Source organism: Blautia sp. XA-2221 (genome assembly GCF_028767025.1).
Taxonomy (GTDB): domain Bacteria; phylum Bacillota; class Clostridia; order Lachnospirales; family Lachnospiraceae; genus Blautia_A.
Genome location: NZ_JAJQXX010000016.1, coordinates 49,837 through 66,111 on the forward strand (window position 1 = coordinate 49,837; position 16,275 = coordinate 66,111).

The following is a 16,275-nucleotide window of genomic DNA, read 5'->3' on the forward strand; positions in this document are numbered from 1 at the left end:
TGCCGCTGTGTACGGCGGCTTTTTTGCACCCAAACACCATCACAATTTGGATTTGATGGGATGGTGATATTATGAAAAAGATAAGAGGAAGCGATCCGAGAAGCGTTCAAATATTTTGGGATGATCTAATGTGACTTCCTAATCCTGATTATCGTATAACATAAAAAATCCGTCCGATTAAAATCAGGACGGATTTTTTACTTAGTAAATGGATGGAAACCTTTTTATAACAATATATTATTTGTTAGATTCAGATTCTAACTGTTGAATCTGGCTGTTAATTTCACCAATTTTCTCAATATCCTTGGATATTTGTTCGATTTCCTCCGGTGTTAAATCGGCGGTGTTTTCCAGCGCTTTTGTCAAATACTCAGGGTAGCTTATTTCCACATCTATCTGATCAATTTTGTCTTTAGGCGCATTCATTAAAACTTTCATCCACAAATCATAATGTTCCGAAAATACACCATTCAAATCATCATATAGTACAGTAAGCTCTGGACTCATATCTGTGGATGCCTCTGCATTGTTGCTCTCATTTCCCACTGAGGTATCCATGTTTGTCACTTCTTGTTCCATAGCAGAATCGGATATTGCATTTTGAATCAGCTCTACAATTTTTTGCTGTTTTTCTTTAGACTCAATGCTGCCGGTAATAGGCTCTCCGATGATTTTCCCATTTTGGTTCACTAAAATAGTTGTAGGAAATGCCATAATTTTACTTACAAATTTTTGGGCTTCCTCTCCCTCTGTAATCACGATATTGCGGAAGGTACAGCCCTGTTTTTTCAAAATATCCTTTGCTTCCTGGAGCTGCTGATCGCCATTTGCTGCTTCTGTATTCACTCCAATAATTTCAGTGCCCATTTCTTTCAGCTCTTGATTAAAGGCTTCCAAATCAGGCATTTCATTGACACAGGCGGTACAGCCATTGAACCAGAAGCTCAAGACAGTCACCTTGTTTTCTTCAAAAATAGATTCGCTGATTGCATTACCATCAAAATCCATCCCCTGAAAATTAGGAAAGCTTTCTGATGCAGAGGTCATGTTTTCAGAAGGACTGTTGTCGGTATTCTGGTGGTTATTTTCGGCACTACATCCCACAAAAGATGTTAAAACAAACATAGATACAATCAGGAAAATCATGAGTTTAGTTTTTTTCATTTTGAATGGCTCCTTTTTTATTTTCTGTTTTTTGTCTTGAAATTCCCCAAGATACGGTAATCGCTTTTGTAGGGCATGCTTTCGCACATTCTCCACAACGAATACACTCGAAATCATTGGGGTTCTTTGTAATGTCTACATCCATTTTGCATACTTTGCTGCATTTTCCGCAGGAAACACAAGCATCCTGATCAACATGATAGTGACAAAAGGACACTTTGTTAAACAGGGAATACAGTGCTCCAAGAGGACAAATCCATTTGCAAAATGGTCTGTAAAAAATAATGCTCAAAAAGATAAAGGCTGCTAAGATAACGAATTTAGCACTAAATAATGGTCCCAATGCTTCTCTAATGGAAGGATTTATGATGGACAACGGAATTCCACCTTCCAAAATCCCCTGAGGACAGATATATTTACAAAAATAGGGATCTCCCATTCCCGTAGAATTTGTCAGAAGCATGGGGAGCATGAGTACCGCAACCAATAGCACAATGTATTTTACATAAGTTAGAAATTTCAGTTTCTTGGTTGAAAATTTCTTAAACGGTATTTTATGAAGCAAATCCTGAAACCATCCAAATGGACATAAAAATCCACAAATAAATCTTCCGAACAGCACACCAAAGAAAATCAAAATTCCTGTAATATAATACGAAAAATGAAACTTGGATGAACCCACGACTGCCTGAAACGACCCGATTGGACAAGCACCGCCAGCAGCCGGACAGGAATAACAATTTAATCCAGGAACGCAGACACTCTTGAGTTTACCAGTATAGATTGTTCCTTTGAAAAAGTTCGGAAGGTGGATGTTTGTCAGGAGTGTAGCTAACATTTGTATCGTATTTCTTTTTGAAATAAATTTCTTAAAATTCAGCTTCCGCATAATCAATCACCCTATTCCTACACATTCTAAGCACAATCGAATTGCTTTTGAAAAAACAGTATCTACCTCTCCACGATAAACGCCGAAACAGACAAAAGCCGTTGCAACAACAAGGAGAAGAAACTGCTTCCAATTCCTTTTTACAAGATTCATAGCACACCTCCTTCAACGATAGTCCTTGCTTCTTTTAATAACGAGATACAGCATAGCATAGGGTATATAAAATTCCTGTTAAGATACAAGTAAGATGAGAATTTTTTACTGCTTTTTCGTTTTTCGAAATTTGAAAAGGGATGTGTTCTATGCTATAGTGAGAAGTAATCATTTGCTCTAACAAGAAAGGATATACAAGATGCGCTTGCTAATAATAGAAGATGAAAAGTCCCTCTGCGAAACGATTGCAAAGGGACTTAGAATGGACGGATATGAAGTTGATGTTTGCTTCGATGGTTTAGAAGCTAGTAAACGAATCCAGGTAGAAACCTATGATTTAATTGTTTTGGACTTGAATCTCCCTGGTATGGATGGGATGGATCTTCTAAAACAATTAAGACAAGAGGACGATGAAACCAATGTATTGATCCTCTCTGCAAGGGGAGAATTGCAGAATAAGGTAGATGGGCTGGATGCTGGTGCCAACGATTATCTTTGCAAACCTTTCCATTTTGAAGAATTAGAAGCACGGGTAAGGAGCTTAACCCGTAGACGAGTGGTACAGCATGACATTATACTTCAATATAAGGAAATCTCGCTCAATACGAAAAAAAGAACGGCTTATGCGGGAAGCAATCAATTGGAGCTTACTCGGAAGGAGCTGGGGCTTTTAGAATATCTTATGATGAATCAAGGAAGACCTGTGAGCCAGGAGGAATTGATTCAGCATGTCTGGGATAGCAGTGTAGATGCTTTCAGCAACTCGATTCGAGTACACATTTCTGCTCTTCGCAAGAAATTGCGGCAGGCACTTGGGTATGATCCAATTTTGAATCGTGTCGGACAGGGATATGTACTGGGAGGGGAAAAAATATGAAAAGAAAAATTTCATTGCAGTGGCAGCTAACGATATTCACAGCCCTTTTGGTGATTGCAACCTGTACCCTGCTCAATGTATTGATCAGCAAATATGCAATCTTTTACATGGATTCTATTGGTGATACCGTAACAGTCAATTTTCAAGGCATCCCATCCGGTGAGGATTTTCAAGATTCTGAGGGCTTCTTTGTGGATATCCCAGAGGATGTTTCTGTAGAAATTAAAAATACACAAACACATTTCAAGTGGAAAAGCGTTTTTATCACTATGGTCATTGCAATCATCGGAAGCACGCTTACGTACTTCGTTGTTGGATTTTCTTTGAAGCCGTTGAAGCAGCTCGAAAAAAAGATTGAAGATATTGAAGCAAATGATCTCCATGAGCCAATTATGCTCAACAGCAGGAACTGTGAAATTGCACATTTGGCAGACTCTTTCAATAAGATGTTGAAACGATTGGACAAAACTTTTTCTGCGCAGAAACAATTTGCGGCAAACGCAGCTCATGAACTGCGAACTCCCATTGCAATTGTGAAAACGAATATCGAGGTATTTCAGAAGCAGCCTGACCCAACAATTACAGACTATGAAGAAGTTCTCGAACGGATAGAGAATCAGACAGACCGTCTTTCCGATGTGATTGCAACATTGCTGCAAATGACAGAAACGCAAACGGCATCCAAAACAGATCACATTTCTCTGGCAGATATTTCTGAAGAAGTAATTTGTGATTTAACACAGCTTGCCATCGATCGCCATGTTAAGCTGATACAATTACCTGGCGATGCATCTATAATGGGAAATGATATTCTGATTTATCGTGCTATCTTTAATTTAGTCGAAAATGCGATTAAATACAATCAGGCAAATGGAACGGTCTCCATTCAAATCATTGCAGAAAAAGAATTTGCCAAAATCCTGATTTCAGACTCTGGTATTGGAATAGAATCTGCCAAACAGGAGCAGGTTTTCGACCCTTTTTTCAGAGTGGATTCCTCTCGCAACCGTGCTATTGGCGGTGCAGGATTGGGGCTTGCTCTTGTGCGTGAAATTGCAAAAAGACATGGCGGAGATGTCCGAATTCTTCAAAGTACATCACAGGGTACACAATTTGAACTGGTACTGCAATATAGATGAGGAGTGGTTATTCAAGCCACCACGGCAGTTCCAGCCAGAAGTTATCCAATGCCAGCTTTTCCGTGGACTTTGCTCTGCTTTCTGACAGGTGGAAATGTTTTGCTGTTTCGTTCAAGGGATGGAGTACATCGTCCTCAAAGCCAAAGCGATACCAGAGGTAGGCTTTCTCTCGTTCCTCAATCATTTGCAGAGCTGTATGGATTTCTTCGTGGGTTTCCTTGGCAATGTAAATCTGCTCCGGATTCTGTACTCTGGAATCAACTATAAATTCATGCCGTCCCTTGAACAATTACAATTAGGCACACAAAGAATTGAATAATTTCCAGTTTGTCGTTCTAAAAATTCAACTGAATAATTCCAGCAAAAACCGCTGCTACATGGAAGCCAACGAACCATGCAACAGCGTTTTTTCTTTACCGTTTTTTCCTCTGACTGATAGGTGTTCCCATTTTCTTTGATTTTTGTAGAATCCGAATGAGCCAGCGAAATTCTTCTTCCGATAAATTTTTATAGTTGATACCGAGCTGCTTGCAGTAAAGCACTGCCAGTTTTTCCAAACGACTGCCCTTGAAATTTTCGACTGCTTCCAGATTTTCTTTCAGTTCATCGGCAACGGTGGTTTGGGGCGCACTCTCACTGTCCTTTTTATGGGTTTCCCGAATATCCCGGATAATCAGGTTTAGGTCATCCAGAACCATATGGCTGAAATATTCATCATCACTGATATGGGCGGCTTGCAGCACTTTCAAATGTGGGTCATCTTCGCCGGGGCGATACCGTTCAATGATTTCATGGAATGCCGCCGAAGCGGTGGAGAAGCAATGGAACTCCCAGCTTGCAAGGCGGTGGGTGCTTACCATTCCCAGAGAGATACCGCCTGACCAGTACGCTGTCCTTGTCCGGGAGTTTTGTGAACAGCAGTTTGTTTCCAAAGGCATGATCGTTGACTTTGCTGTCCATGCCCCCCATCCGCCGGGACACAATCCCCACGCCCATGTCTTACTCACTATGAGGGCAATGGACGAACATGGGAAATGGCTTCCCAAGAGCCGCAAGGTTTATGACCTTGATGAAAACGGGGAACGGATAAAACTTCCGTCCGGCAGGTGGAAAAGCCACAAGGAGGATACGGTGGACTGGAACGACCAGAGGTATTGTGAAATCTGGCGGCATGAATGGGAAGTCATCCAGAACCGCTATCTGGAAGCCAATGACCGACCGGAGCGTGTGGACTTGCGTTCCTATGCCAGACAGGGACTTGATATTGTCCCTACTGTCCATGAGGGGGCTGCTGTCCGGCAGATGGAAAAGCGAGGTATCCAGACGAATATCGGAAACCTGAACCGGGAAATCAGAGCCGCCAACAGTCTGATGAAGTCCATCCGGCAACTTATCCAAAACCTCAAAGGCTGGATTACCGAGCTGGGCGAAAAACGGAAAGAACTGCTTGCACAAAAAGCGGCGGAGGAAGCAATATTTCTTCCCAATCTGCTGATGAAGTATCTGGAGATACGCAAGGCAGCTTAAATGTGTTCAACCACAGAACCAACATCGACATTCAAAACCGCATTGTGGCCTTTGACATCAAGGAGCTGGGCAAGCAGCTAAAGAAAATCGGTATGCTCATTGTCCAAGACCAGATTTGGGGGCGCGTCACCCAAAACCGCAGCAAGGGTAAGGCGACATGGTATTTCTGTGATGAGTTCCACCTGATTTTGCGTGAGGAACAGACGGCGGCCTTTTCCTGCGAGATTTGGAAGCGTTTTCGTAAGTGGGGCGGGATTCCCACAGGTGCGACGCAGAATGTGAAAGACCTGCTTTCCTCCCCGGAAATTGAGAACATTTTGGAAAACAGCGACTTTATCTGCCTGCTCAATCAGGCCAGCGGCGACCGCAAAATCCTTGCGGAACGGCTGAACATTTCGCCCCAGCAATTACGGTACCGGACCGCCGCCAAGGCCGAGCGAAAGTCCATTGCCGCCAACGCCGAGTTTGTGTATCAGAAATCCCTGCGGGACAACCCGGAGCTGGCGCAGGCGGCCAAGAACCCCGTTTCCCGCTTCTGACAGAAACAGCACATCAACGATTAAAGTTACCTATTCCATTGATATGCTTTCTGCACCTTCCTCTTTTGATGAATCCTACTATGACATCTGTAACTATATCAAAACATTACCGAAAAAGGAATGCGCAGGCAGATTATGTTTCTTTTCTTCTTCCAGTATAAAACTGATTCCGAAATAGCAGAAATACTTCATGTTTCGCGCCAGTATGTAAATCGTACCAAAAAACAGCTGATCACCGAATATTTCCGTGAAAGATAACGTAATAAGCCTCACAGTTTTCTGTGAGGCTTATCTGATACGGATCTTATTATTTATTTCATCTCAGTATATATTTTCAGCAGAGCATATACAACTCCTGATATTCCATTCATAAATGCAGGATTCCGGGTTTCCGAAACATTCAAATCATCTTTCTGTTCCAACATCAAAATCAACTCCTGAACTTTTTGATTATAAATCTCTCTGAATTCAGACTGTTTATGTTGTTCCAGATATTTCTTCATAATCAGTAGACGCCCGGCCAGTCCATGGCAAATACAGATTTTCCCATCCTCTTTTCCATAAAACAGACTGTATGAAGCTCTTTTTACATCTTCTTCTATTCCCTGATATTCTTTTATCTTTTCAATCTGCAGACGGGCAAGAAGAACTCCGGGCGCCCCATGGCACCACGCATTCATTACCTTCTTTTCATTTTCCGGGGCTCTGAGATCCAACCAGTTTTCTTTTTCTTCTGAGTACAGACTGTTCTCATACTCACAGAGCAAATTTATTTTTTTCAGGTATTCTTTGTTTCCGGTTATCTGATACAGAGCAGCATAAAGCATTAAAAATCCACTGTTTCCGTGAGCCATTCCTGCCAGAGTTTTTTTACATTGAAAATCGTCCATCCACAGCCATTTTCCATGTCCTGCCTGCAATCCCATAATTTTCTTTCAATCTCAACAGCCTCTGTCAGGTACTGTTCTTCCGGTTCCGCACATTCTTTTTTTATCTGATACAGCTTCAGAGCTGCAATGGCTGCTCCCGCATTTCCACTTAAAAGATCATAATTGGCATCCTGTGCGAAATATTTTTTTATAACAGTAAAATGTTTCTCTGCATAATGCAGATATTTTTTCTCCCCTGTAATCTCATATAAAATCATAAAAGTATATACAATAGAACACTCTCCGTCGACTATTCCTGTTCTTATACCGCTCTTCACCAGTCCTGTTTCCAGTTCCTGTGTATAAACACACAACCTTTTTACAGCAAGATTAAATATATCCTTTGCTTTTTCATCCTGAAAATATTTTAAATACTCCCCAAGAAGCAATGCAATTCCGGAAATCCCCTCATACAGGTACATTCCTGCAGGAACCATTTTCCATAAACCATTTTCAAAAAACTGCAAGCCGATCCATCCTGCTCCATCCTCCGCAATGACTGCTGTATCCACAATCCAGGTAATGATATTTTTTATGTGTCTTACTACCTGTTCTTTCTACACAAATCCAGAACAGATCTTAGAGGAACTGTTTCTGCTTTTTCTCTGCATTGTCATAGAAAGCCAGATCAGATCACATTGATGCCGGCAGTCTTTTTTTCCTAAATCTTTCATGTGGATTTTCCATGCTTCATAAGGTGAAATAAGAAAATAGTCATTCACTCTTTTCCCATCTCCCGTATAAATACAACGATCTCTTCCTTCTGCACGAAAATATGGAATATCATTTTCCAGCAAATCCTATATTTCATAATCATGTATTTTTTTCTGTGTTTTTGTCTCCCCTTTCCTGTGTATGACAGCTAAAATCTGTTCCCTTTTCATTCTTTCGTCCACATAATCCGGATGCCAGGAAAGAAACCTGTACATATCATACTGCTGTGTATGACGTAAAATCACACGGGCTCCCGTATCATAAAAAGTTCCCAGCATCTCTGTTATCATTTTATCTGTTAATACTTTTTCATATGCAAACCGAAATCCCTGTTCCTCTGTGGAATCAGAATTATCTTCTGAATTCTGATTCTCCTGCCCCTGTGAATCATTCTGGGACTTATCGCTGTCGTCTTCTGTTTTCTGATCTTCTGAATCAGAATTATCCTTCTGGGGTTCCCATTTAGCCCTGTATTCTTCATCCCACAAAGCCTGGAGCCCTTCGCTGTCTTTTAACCAGAACAGTTTATTTTTTTCTTTTGCATCAGAATCCTTCAGATAAAAGGCTTCACCTCCGTTATCCTCTTTACGCACATAAGAATCTTTCCAGTTTTCTGGAACCTTCAGTTCAATTTCTCCCATACGGAACACAAGCATGCCATCATCTGTCTGCTCTACATATTCCCACTGAGAAGTTGAAGGCTGTGCTATCAGAACATTTCCTGTAATAAGACAGCATCCTGCTCCTATTGCCAGAGCCATAAGAACTTTTCGTTTCATTTCGTATTTCCTCCTTTTCTGATATTTTCAGAAATTCACACCAGAATCTCTGCAGAAAGCTTTCCAATGTTATGTTACTCGAAATAACCTCCGTGTTTTTTATCTGTCCTGCAACTATGCAAAAATGTCTTTTTTCTTTGCTGACAGGTTGATTTTTGTATCTCCTCTGTGTATAATCCAAACTGTTAAAGCAGAAATCAGATCGCCAAAAACTATATATTTACATACAGGAAGGAATTTTATGGACAGTATTATTTTTGATGTAGACGGAACTCTGTGGGATTCCACGGAAATTGTTGCAGAATCCTGGGACAGATATCTGCACAATAAAGAACATATGAATATAACGATCACCGCTGAAAGGCTGACGGGACTTTTCGGCCAGCCACTTCCGGCTATTGCAGCTCAGTTATTACCGGACAAAACAGAAGCAGAACAGCTTCGGATCATAAATGCCTGCTGCCAGGCGGAACACGAGGCTCTTCTTAAAACATGCGCGCCTCTTTATGAAGATCTGGACGAAACTCTGAAAACTCTTTCTGAAAAATATCCTCTTTACATTGTCAGCAACTGTCAGAAAGGATATATTGAAGTATTTCTGCAATCTTCCGGACTTGGAAAATATTTCAGAGGACATCTGTGCTTTGGCGATACAGGTCTGGAAAAGCATGATACGATCCGGAAGCTTATGGATACTTATCATCTGAAAGACACTGTATATGTAGGTGATACTATGGGAGATTTCCTTTCCTGCCAGAAGGCTGGTGTTCCCTTTGTGTTTGCCTCCTATGGATTTGGAAATGTACCGGAACCGAACTACTGGATCAGTAAACCTTCTGATCTGATACGGCTGTTTGATTAAAAAAAGCGGGGAAAATGTGGTTTAATTCTAAATCACATTCTCCCCGTTTTCTTATGACTGTTTTATTATTTCACTCTGACTGTCAATTCAGCTTTTCATACATTTCTTTTTCAGATACCACATCAGTCCTGCCATAATGATCACAAGAACTATAATATATCCGACCTTCGCCGCAACGGTTGTTGTATAAGAATCAATCAGTGTGGCAATTCCGATCAGGATTAAAGCTACGCCTGACCCCTTTGCCATTTTAGCCTCATCATATTTTGCCTTGCGAAGCTGAGAGTTTCCGCCCTTCATAAAAAAGTCACCATGTCCTGTCAGAAGCATAATTCCCACGATCAAAGAAGCTCCTGCAAGGATAAAATCAAAAGATCTGCTCATTTCTCTGTTATTCCTCCATTGTCTTTAGTAAAAGCATACGATTGGTACATTATAGTCAATAATGCTGTACAGAACTGCTGCATTTTCCGGTGGAAGGTTGATACATCCGTGTGAACCGCTGGTCAGATAAATATCTCCTCCGAAAGCATCTCTCCAGGGCGCATCATGGAACCCTATTCCGCCGTCAAAAGGCATCCAGTAATCTACCGGTTCTTCATATTCGTAAGTACCGTCCGGTTTTTTGTCTCCACGAAGAACCGATGGGCTTGTCTTTGAATATAAGGTAAAGATACCGGCATGAGTCTGTCTGTCTGAATAACTCATATTTCCGGATACAAAATCCGAATCAAAAATCAGAGAGCCTGACTGATAATAATACATATGCTGATTGCTGAGATCTACTTCAATATAGGTATTTCCGAGATCATTTAAGCCATGAGAATTGGCTCTCTGCTCATAAATCGGCTCCCGTGTTGTCTGAGTTCCCGACTGAATCTCCTGAGCAAGCTGCGCCGCCTCTGCTGCCTGATCGATGGCCCAGCCATAAACAGAGCTGTATACATAAACAGTCCGTCCACTGGTTGTATGAAATTCCCGTTCTGTTCCTACTGTGTTATAGGTTGCTGCAAGCTGTGCCACATAATCTGCAATGTGCTGGTGGAACGTATTATCGTCCATCAGAAGCTGACCTTTCTCATCAAACTGAAGCCAGTCCTTGATCATATTGCCGTCAAGCGTTGCCGTCTGATCTCCAAAGGTATATGTGATGCTTGCCTTTGTATAATTATTGCAGGCCTCCAGCGCAGACTGAAGTTCCGGATCATTCTGAGTTACTTCTGCTGCCACATATGCATCCGGCGTTGTTCCAAAATCAACAGATGCCTGTGTGTCAGCCACAGCCTGGTCAAGAATCCTGTAAGCCTGCTTTACGTTAAGCTGAGTACCTTCTGTTTCCGGCACGATCTGGAACTGATTGTCCCTGAAAGCCACATATGCATTTTCAGGCGCTGTCTGATTCTCGGTTTTTGCACAGTTCAGAGAGGTAACCTGCTGTTGGAGAAGAGTTTTATCATAGGCTACATTTTCTGCCACTGTATAGCTTTTGGGCTCGTAGAAGCCTCTGATCCACTTATAGGGCTTCTGATCTTTCAGAAGCTGAAGTGTTTCTCCTGTAGAAAGATACCTGTAATCGATCTGATCACCTGTGATCACCTGAGGCTCCTGATTTCTGGATGATACCTGAATGGAATAATCCTGTACCTTATCTGCCAGAGCCATTTCCACCTCATATGCTGTCTTGCCTGAACAGTCGATTCCGTTGATCCAGGTATCTTCAAAGAAGCGATCTGAATAATAATAGGACATTCCCGCATAAACGCACCCTGCCACAACAACTGCCATAGCAGCTGCCAGCCCTGTGATTTTCAGTCCTTTATGCTTTTTCTTTTTATTCTCCGGAAGAAATGCCAGTTTCTCTTCTATGTCATCCATAGGTACATACTTTACAGGTTGAGGCCTTGCTGACTTTGCTTTGCCCGAAGTATTTCCATTCTGGTAAGTATTCAGGACATTCTCTTCCTCCGGCTCATCATATCCTTCTTCGTCATATTCGCCGGAATCATACTCTGCCTCTGTGTCATATCCATCCTGCGGACCGTACTCATCTTCGGAATCGTATTCTTCCTCTGATTCGTATTTCCCGGTTTCATACTCTCCGTTTTCCGGTTCGTATTCTTTTTGGAAACTGTTGCTTTCTCCCTCAGGGTCTTTCATGATCTTATCCATTGCCGCATTAATTTTATCTTCAAAATCAATGCTTTCTCCAGGCCCGGATCCCACATCATTTCTTTCTTTTTTACTGCTCATCTATCTCCATTCTCCTAGACTGTAACATCAAAAACAACCTCTGTTTGCATATCGAATCTTCAATCTTTCATATTATAACATATTTCATGGTATTTGTACCATATCTGCCCTATATTTTTTCACAATATACCAGGATTTCCATAATTTTATTATAACGGCAGACAATACTTATATTGTATCCTGCATTGTTTTTTTTATCCTTAATGCAAAAAAACCCTGAGCAGCACAGGTTTTCCCGCATTGCTCAGGGACTTTTCTTGACAGAGAAGTTCGGCTTTATATTTTGACAATATCTGCCTGCACCCTGTCTCAGTTTTATGTTTTATTTTTCGATCAGAAGGGATTCTCCTGTCATCTCTTCCGGTTTTTCCATTCCCATCAGCTCGATCAGAGTCGGAATAATGTCAGCAAGACATCCGCCCTCTTTCAGAGTATATTTCGGATCTGCATTTACAAGAATAAACGGAACCGGATTGGTTGTATGAGCAGTAAATGGTTCTCCTGTCTCATAGTCAACAAGCTGCTCTGCATTTCCATGGTCTGCACAGATAAACATCTGTCCGTTTACTTCCTTCAGAGCCTCTACCGCTCTTCCCACACATTCATCAACTGTTTCCACAGCCTTGACTGCTGCTGCTTCCACACCTGTATGACCTACCATATCCGGATTTGCAAAGTTGATGATCACTACATCATATTTGTCAGATTTGATTGCCTCAACCAGCTTGTCACAAACCTGAGGTGCGCTCATCTCCGGCTGAAGATCATAGGTTGCAACCTTCGGAGATTTTACAAGAATTCTGTCCTCTCCCTTATTCGGCTCTTCTACGCCGCCATTGAAGAAGAAAGTAACATGAGCATATTTTTCAGTTTCTGCAATACGAACCTGAGTCATATCATGTGCTGCCAGATATTCGCCAAAGGTATTATGAAGCTGTACCTTATTGAATGCTACGATCTTATTCTGGATCGTCTCATCATAATTTGTAAAGCATACAAAAGTCAGATCCAGCTTCTTCTCACGTTCAAAGCCTTTGAAATCATCATCACAGAAAGCTCTTGTGATCTCACGGGCACGATCCGGACGGAAGTTGAAAAATACAACAGAATCGTGATCCTGAACAGTTGCTACCGGTTTTCCGTCTTTTTCGATTACAGTAGGAAGTACAAATTCGTCTGTTTTTTCATTGTCATAGGATGCCTGCACAGCCTCTGCCGCATCTGTTCCCTTTACGCCTTCGCCCTGGGTAAGAGCCTTATAGGCAAGCTCTACACGATCCCAGCGGTTATCACGGTCCATTGCATAGTAACGTCCGGAAACAACACCGATCTCTCCTACACCAATCTCATCCATCTTAGCCTGCAGTGCTTCAATGTATCCTTTACCTGAAGCCGGAGGTGTATCACGGCCATCCAGGAAGCAGTGTACATAAACTTTTTTCAGTCCTTCTCTCTTTGCCATTTCCAGAAGTCCGTAAAGATGTGTATTGTGGCTGTGAACACCGCCGTCAGAAAGAAGCCCCATAAAATGAATTGCAGAATCATTGTCCTTTGCATTTTTCATTGCTGCAAGAAGCGCTTCGTTCTTAAAGAAATCCCCGTCGTTAATTTCTTTTGTGATTCTTGTCAGCTCCTGATATACAATGCGGCCTGCGCCCATATTCATATGTCCGACTTCAGAGTTGCCCATCTGACCGTCCGGAAGTCCTACTGCCAGTCCACTTGCATTTCCTTTTACAAAAGGATACTCTGCCATCAGGCTGTCCATAACAGGAGTCTTTGCCTCGTATACTGCGTTGCCGTCATGTCTGTCATTCAGTCCATAACCGTCAAGGATCATTAAAACAGTTGGTTTTTTGCTCATAATGCTCTCCTTTTTGTATAATTTCTCTGCATAAACGCAGAGTCTTACTTTACTTGTTATTACCTATTATATACTACCAAAAATCAGGAATTTTTCAAGGATTTTCCCCGAAAAATTCCTGCGATTTTATTTTCCTGACAATTCACAGAAAACAGCCTTTATCTTTTTATCAGATTCCTTTCACTCAGAAATTCACACTTCCATGCCATCTGCCGGATTCCCCAAAGGCTCTACCTGACAGATAAGCAAAACACCGCAGAATATTCCGGTTCTGAAATTATGTTTCCAAAACCGGACATTCTGCGGTGCTTTCTTAATCACTTTAGATTACAAATATTATTTATTTGTAGTTTACGATCTTTCCGAACTCTTCTTTCAGAGAAGCCCCGCCAACAAGGCCGCCGTCGATATCGTTCTGTACGAACAGTTCCGGAGCTGTTGCAGCATTTACAGATCCGCCGTACTGGATACGGATTGCTTCTGCTGTTGCTTCATCATAAATTTCTGCGATGCATGCACGGATTCCTGCACAAACTTCCTGAGCCTGCTCAGTTGTAGCTGTCTTTCCTGTTCCGATAGCCCAGATCGGCTCGTAAGCGATCACTGCTGTTTTTGCCTGATCTGCTGTTACATTCTGGAAACCAACTTTAACCTGCTGACGGATGAAATCCATTGTCACGCCCTGCTCTCTCTGGTCAAGAGTCTCGCCACAGCACATGATCGGAGTAATTCCGTGTTCAAAAGCTTTCAGCATTTTTTTGTTTACAGTTTCGTTTGTTTCTGCAAAATATTCTCTTCTCTCAGAATGTCCGAGAACAACATATTTTACACCTGCATCTGTAAGCATAGCCGGAGAAATCTCGCCTGTGTAAGCGCCTTTCTCTTCAAAGTACATGTTCTCAGCGCCGATCTGAATGTTTGTTCCTTTGCATGCCTCTACAACCGGAATAATGTCGATAGCCGGAACGCAGAATACTACGTCAACTTCTTCATTATTTACAAGCGGTTTCAGAGTTTCTACTAATTTAACTGCCTCGCTGGGAGTCATGTTCATTTTCCAGTTACCAGCGATAATTTTCTTTCTTGCCATTTTTATTTTCTCCTATCTTGTTTATAATTCATTTGTAAACAGTGGATTGCTTATTATTATGGAATGAGAATTTCCAATATAAACCTCCACTGTTTTATTTTGTCTAATCTACCATTGCAAAGAAACGGCGATTATGGTTCCCGCCTCTTCTGCAAAGAAGTTCGAGTCACTACAGTACAACCTACCAATTGTTTATTTATCGTTTGCTGCTGCTACACCCGGCAGTTCCTTACCTTCCAGGAATTCCAGAGAAGCGCCGCCGCCTGTGGAAATGTGGCTCATCTTGTCACCAAAGCCAAGCTGGTTTACTGCAGCTGCAGAGTCACCGCCGCCGATGATTGTTGTTGCATCTGTTTCTGCAAGAGCTTTTGCCACTGCGATTGTACCTTTTGCAAGAACCGGGTTCTCAAATACGCCCATTGGTCCGTTCCATACAACAGTCTTAGCTGTTTTAGCAGCTTCTGCATAAATCTCTGCTGTCTTCGGTCCGATATCAAGTCCAAGTACGTCTGCCGGAATTGCATCGCAGTCAACATACTCAGCCGGGATCTCAGCATCGATCGGATTCGGGAAAGATTTTGCGATAGCAGTATCTACAGGAAGAAGAAGTTTCTTACCAAGTTTCTCTGCTTTTTCGATCATTTCCTTGCAGTAGTCAAGTTTTGTATCATCTACGAGAGAAGCGCCTACTTCAAGACCTTTTGCTTTAAGGAAAGTATAAGCCATACCGCCGCCGATGATCAGAGTATCGCATTTCTCAAGAAGGTTGGAAATTACGTTCAGCTTATCAGCAACTTTTGCACCGCCAAGGATAGCAACAAACGGTCTTACCGGAGTTTCTACTGCTTTTCCAAGGAAATCGATTTCTTTCTGCATCAGGTATCCTACTACACAGGTGTCGATAAATTCTGTAACACCAACGTTGGAGCAGTGTGCTCTGTGAGCTGTTCCGAATGCATCATTTACAAATACGTCTGCAAGGGAAGCAAGATCTTTGCTGAAAGCTTCGCCGTTCTTTGTTTCCTCTGCACGATAACGTGTGTTTTCAAGAAGAACGATCTCTCCGTCGTTCATAGCGTCTACTGCTGCTTTTACTGTGTCGTCAACAACAACAGGGCTTGCAACAAATTTTACTTCCTGTCCAAGAAGCTCAGAAAGGCGAACTGCTACAGGAGCAAGAGAAAGCTCCGGTTTCGGTTCTCCCTTCGGTTTTCCAAGATGAGAGCAGAGAATGATCTTTCCGCCGTCAGCAACCAGTTTTTTAATAGTAGGAAGAGCTGCTACAAGACGGTTTTCGTCTGTGATCTTTCCTTCTTTCAGCGGCACGTTAAAGTCGCATCTTACCAGAACTTTCTGGCCTTTTACGTTGATATCATCAACAGATTTTTTATTTAATCCCATGATCGTATAACCTCCGAATTTTAATCACGACCACCGGCTTAGCCGGTGGTTTGCTTTGACCCTATAAGGGTCTGTTACCGGCACTGGAGTCTAAAGAC

16 protein-coding genes and 3 pseudogenes are annotated in these 16,275 nt (G+C 42.0%); 5 read left to right on the forward strand and 14 right to left on the reverse strand.

The features are described 5' to 3' along the window. Positions 1–237: 237 nt before the first annotated feature. From LU279_RS12125 to LU279_RS12135, 3 genes are read right to left on the reverse strand one after another with little or no spacing between them, the layout of a single operon-like run. Entirely contained in the window at positions 238–1,164 is a 927-nt protein-coding gene (locus LU279_RS12125) for a TlpA family protein disulfide reductase (protein ID WP_274422764.1), read from the reverse strand. Continuing rightward, positions 1,151–2,053 (reverse strand): 4Fe-4S binding protein, encoded by a 903-nt coding sequence (locus LU279_RS12130; RefSeq protein WP_274422765.1) that lies wholly within the window; start codon positions 2,051–2,053, stop codon positions 1,151–1,153. The genes LU279_RS12125 and LU279_RS12130 overlap by 14 nt, the downstream gene beginning before the upstream one ends. 6 nt (positions 2,054–2,059) lie before the next feature. After that, positions 2,060–2,206, reverse strand: a complete 147-nt coding sequence (locus LU279_RS12135; protein ID WP_274422766.1) for a CD1871A family CXXC motif-containing protein — start codon at positions 2,204–2,206, stop codon at positions 2,060–2,062. Between the two features lie 199 nt (positions 2,207–2,405). On the opposite strand from LU279_RS12135, the gene LU279_RS12140 reads away from it, so the two are divergent. Both LU279_RS12140 and LU279_RS12145 read left to right on the forward strand, forming a co-directional pair. Further along, positions 2,406–3,083: a response regulator transcription factor gene (locus tag LU279_RS12140; RefSeq protein ID WP_274422767.1), complete on the forward strand. Its 678-nt coding sequence runs from the start codon at positions 2,406–2,408 to the stop codon at positions 3,081–3,083. After that, on the forward strand, positions 3,080–4,222 hold the full coding sequence (locus LU279_RS12145; RefSeq protein WP_274422768.1) for a sensor histidine kinase: 1,143 nt from the start codon (positions 3,080–3,082) through the stop codon (positions 4,220–4,222). Before LU279_RS12140 ends, LU279_RS12145 begins: the two co-directional genes overlap by 4 nt. Before the next feature lie 7 nt (positions 4,223–4,229). Here LU279_RS12145 and LU279_RS12150 read toward each other — a convergent pair whose 3' ends face one another. Both LU279_RS12150 and LU279_RS12155 read right to left on the reverse strand, forming a co-directional pair. Further along, positions 4,230–4,511, reverse strand: coding sequence for a hypothetical protein (locus LU279_RS12150; protein ID WP_274422769.1), 282 nt, complete (start codon positions 4,509–4,511; stop codon positions 4,230–4,232). A gap of 124 nt (positions 4,512–4,635) precedes the next feature. Further along, a pseudogene (locus LU279_RS12155) lies at positions 4,636–5,016 on the reverse strand (helix-turn-helix domain-containing protein); the annotation flags it as partial. Between LU279_RS12155 and LU279_RS12160 the strand changes: the two are divergent. Both LU279_RS12160 and LU279_RS13505 read left to right on the forward strand, forming a co-directional pair. Then, a pseudogene (locus tag LU279_RS12160) lies at positions 5,015–5,740 on the forward strand (MobA/MobL family protein); the annotation flags it as partial. The pseudogenes LU279_RS12155 and LU279_RS12160 overlap by 2 nt on opposite strands. Continuing rightward, positions 5,740–6,171: pseudogene (locus tag LU279_RS13505) on the forward strand (TraG/VirB4 family ATPase); the annotation flags it as partial. The pseudogenes LU279_RS12160 and LU279_RS13505, both read left to right, overlap by 1 nt. 428 nt (positions 6,172–6,599) lie before the next feature. Here the strand turns inward: LU279_RS13505 and LU279_RS12165 are convergent. From LU279_RS12165 to LU279_RS12180, 4 genes are all read right to left on the reverse strand, one after another. Further along, a complete protein-coding gene (locus LU279_RS12165; protein WP_274422770.1) occupies positions 6,600–7,178 on the reverse strand; it encodes a lanthionine synthetase LanC family protein in 579 nt (192 codons plus the stop codon). After that, the gene (locus LU279_RS12170) at positions 7,115–7,684 is read right to left on the reverse strand and encodes a lanthionine synthetase LanC family protein (protein ID WP_274422771.1); all 570 of its coding nucleotides are present in this window, start codon (positions 7,682–7,684) and stop codon (positions 7,115–7,117) included. The genes LU279_RS12165 and LU279_RS12170 overlap by 64 nt, the downstream gene beginning before the upstream one ends. 90 nt (positions 7,685–7,774) lie before the next feature. After that, positions 7,775–7,939 (reverse strand): hypothetical protein, encoded by a 165-nt coding sequence (locus LU279_RS12175; RefSeq protein WP_274422772.1) that lies wholly within the window; start codon positions 7,937–7,939, stop codon positions 7,775–7,777. 78 nt (positions 7,940–8,017) lie between these two features. Continuing rightward, the gene (locus LU279_RS12180) at positions 8,018–8,710 is read right to left on the reverse strand and encodes a DUF4135 domain-containing protein (RefSeq protein WP_274422773.1); all 693 of its coding nucleotides are present in this window, start codon (positions 8,708–8,710) and stop codon (positions 8,018–8,020) included. A 241-nt stretch (positions 8,711–8,951) separates the two neighbouring features. On the opposite strand from LU279_RS12180, the gene LU279_RS12185 reads away from it, so the two are divergent. After that, positions 8,952–9,572, forward strand: coding sequence for an HAD family hydrolase (locus LU279_RS12185; RefSeq protein WP_274422774.1), 621 nt, complete (start codon positions 8,952–8,954; stop codon positions 9,570–9,572). An 87-nt stretch (positions 9,573–9,659) separates the two neighbouring features. On the opposite strand, the gene LU279_RS12190 is transcribed toward LU279_RS12185, so the two are convergent. The 5 genes from LU279_RS12190 to LU279_RS12210 form a co-directional block, all read right to left on the reverse strand. Next, positions 9,660–9,956: a DUF3784 domain-containing protein gene (locus tag LU279_RS12190; RefSeq protein ID WP_274422775.1), complete on the reverse strand. Its 297-nt coding sequence runs from the start codon at positions 9,954–9,956 to the stop codon at positions 9,660–9,662. 24 nt (positions 9,957–9,980) lie between these two features. Next, positions 9,981–11,822 carry a L,D-transpeptidase family protein gene (locus LU279_RS12195; RefSeq protein WP_274422776.1) on the reverse strand — a complete coding sequence of 614 codons (1,842 nt, stop codon included), beginning with the start codon at positions 11,820–11,822 and terminating at the stop codon, positions 9,981–9,983. A gap of 322 nt (positions 11,823–12,144) precedes the next feature. After that, on the reverse strand, positions 12,145–13,686 hold the full coding sequence (gene gpmI / locus LU279_RS12200; protein ID WP_274422777.1) for a 2,3-bisphosphoglycerate-independent phosphoglycerate mutase: 1,542 nt from the start codon (positions 13,684–13,686) through the stop codon (positions 12,145–12,147). Positions 13,687–14,026: 340 nt separating this feature from the next. Next, the gene (gene tpiA, locus LU279_RS12205; RefSeq protein ID WP_022068751.1) at positions 14,027–14,776 is read right to left on the reverse strand and encodes a triose-phosphate isomerase; all 750 of its coding nucleotides are present in this window, start codon (positions 14,774–14,776) and stop codon (positions 14,027–14,029) included. Between the two features lie 192 nt (positions 14,777–14,968). Further along, positions 14,969–16,177, reverse strand: coding sequence for a phosphoglycerate kinase (locus tag LU279_RS12210; protein WP_022068750.1), 1,209 nt, complete (start codon positions 16,175–16,177; stop codon positions 14,969–14,971). Positions 16,178–16,275 lie beyond the last annotated feature (98 nt).

Bases quoted from the DNA above. Each gene is read 5' to 3' on its own strand.
- LU279_RS12125 (WP_274422764.1), bottom strand. From the start codon at position 1,164: ATGAAAAAAACTAAACTCATGATTTTCCTGATTGTATCTATGTTTGTT.
- LU279_RS12130 (WP_274422765.1), bottom strand. From the start codon at position 2,053: ATGCGGAAGCTGAATTTTAAGAAATTTATTTCAAAAAGAAATACGATA.
- LU279_RS12135 (WP_274422766.1), bottom strand. From the start codon at position 2,206: ATGAATCTTGTAAAAAGGAATTGGAAGCAGTTTCTTCTCCTTGTTGTT.
- LU279_RS12140 (WP_274422767.1), top strand. From the start codon at position 2,406: ATGCGCTTGCTAATAATAGAAGATGAAAAGTCCCTCTGCGAAACGATT.
- LU279_RS12145 (WP_274422768.1), top strand. From the start codon at position 3,080: ATGAAAAGAAAAATTTCATTGCAGTGGCAGCTAACGATATTCACAGCC.
- LU279_RS12165 (WP_274422770.1), bottom strand. From the start codon at position 7,178: ATGGACGATTTTCAATGTAAAAAAACTCTGGCAGGAATGGCTCACGGA.
- LU279_RS12180 (WP_274422773.1), bottom strand. From the start codon at position 8,710: ATGAAACGAAAAGTTCTTATGGCTCTGGCAATAGGAGCAGGATGCTGT.
- LU279_RS12185 (WP_274422774.1), top strand. From the start codon at position 8,952: ATGGACAGTATTATTTTTGATGTAGACGGAACTCTGTGGGATTCCACG.
- LU279_RS12190 (WP_274422775.1), bottom strand. From the start codon at position 9,956: ATGAGCAGATCTTTTGATTTTATCCTTGCAGGAGCTTCTTTGATCGTG.
- LU279_RS12195 (WP_274422776.1), bottom strand. From the start codon at position 11,822: ATGAGCAGTAAAAAAGAAAGAAATGATGTGGGATCCGGGCCTGGAGAA.
- gpmI (WP_274422777.1), bottom strand. From the start codon at position 13,686: ATGAGCAAAAAACCAACTGTTTTAATGATCCTTGACGGTTATGGACTG.
- tpiA (WP_022068751.1), bottom strand. From the start codon at position 14,776: ATGGCAAGAAAGAAAATTATCGCTGGTAACTGGAAAATGAACATGACT.
- LU279_RS12210 (WP_022068750.1), bottom strand. From the start codon at position 16,177: ATGGGATTAAATAAAAAATCTGTTGATGATATCAACGTAAAAGGCCAG.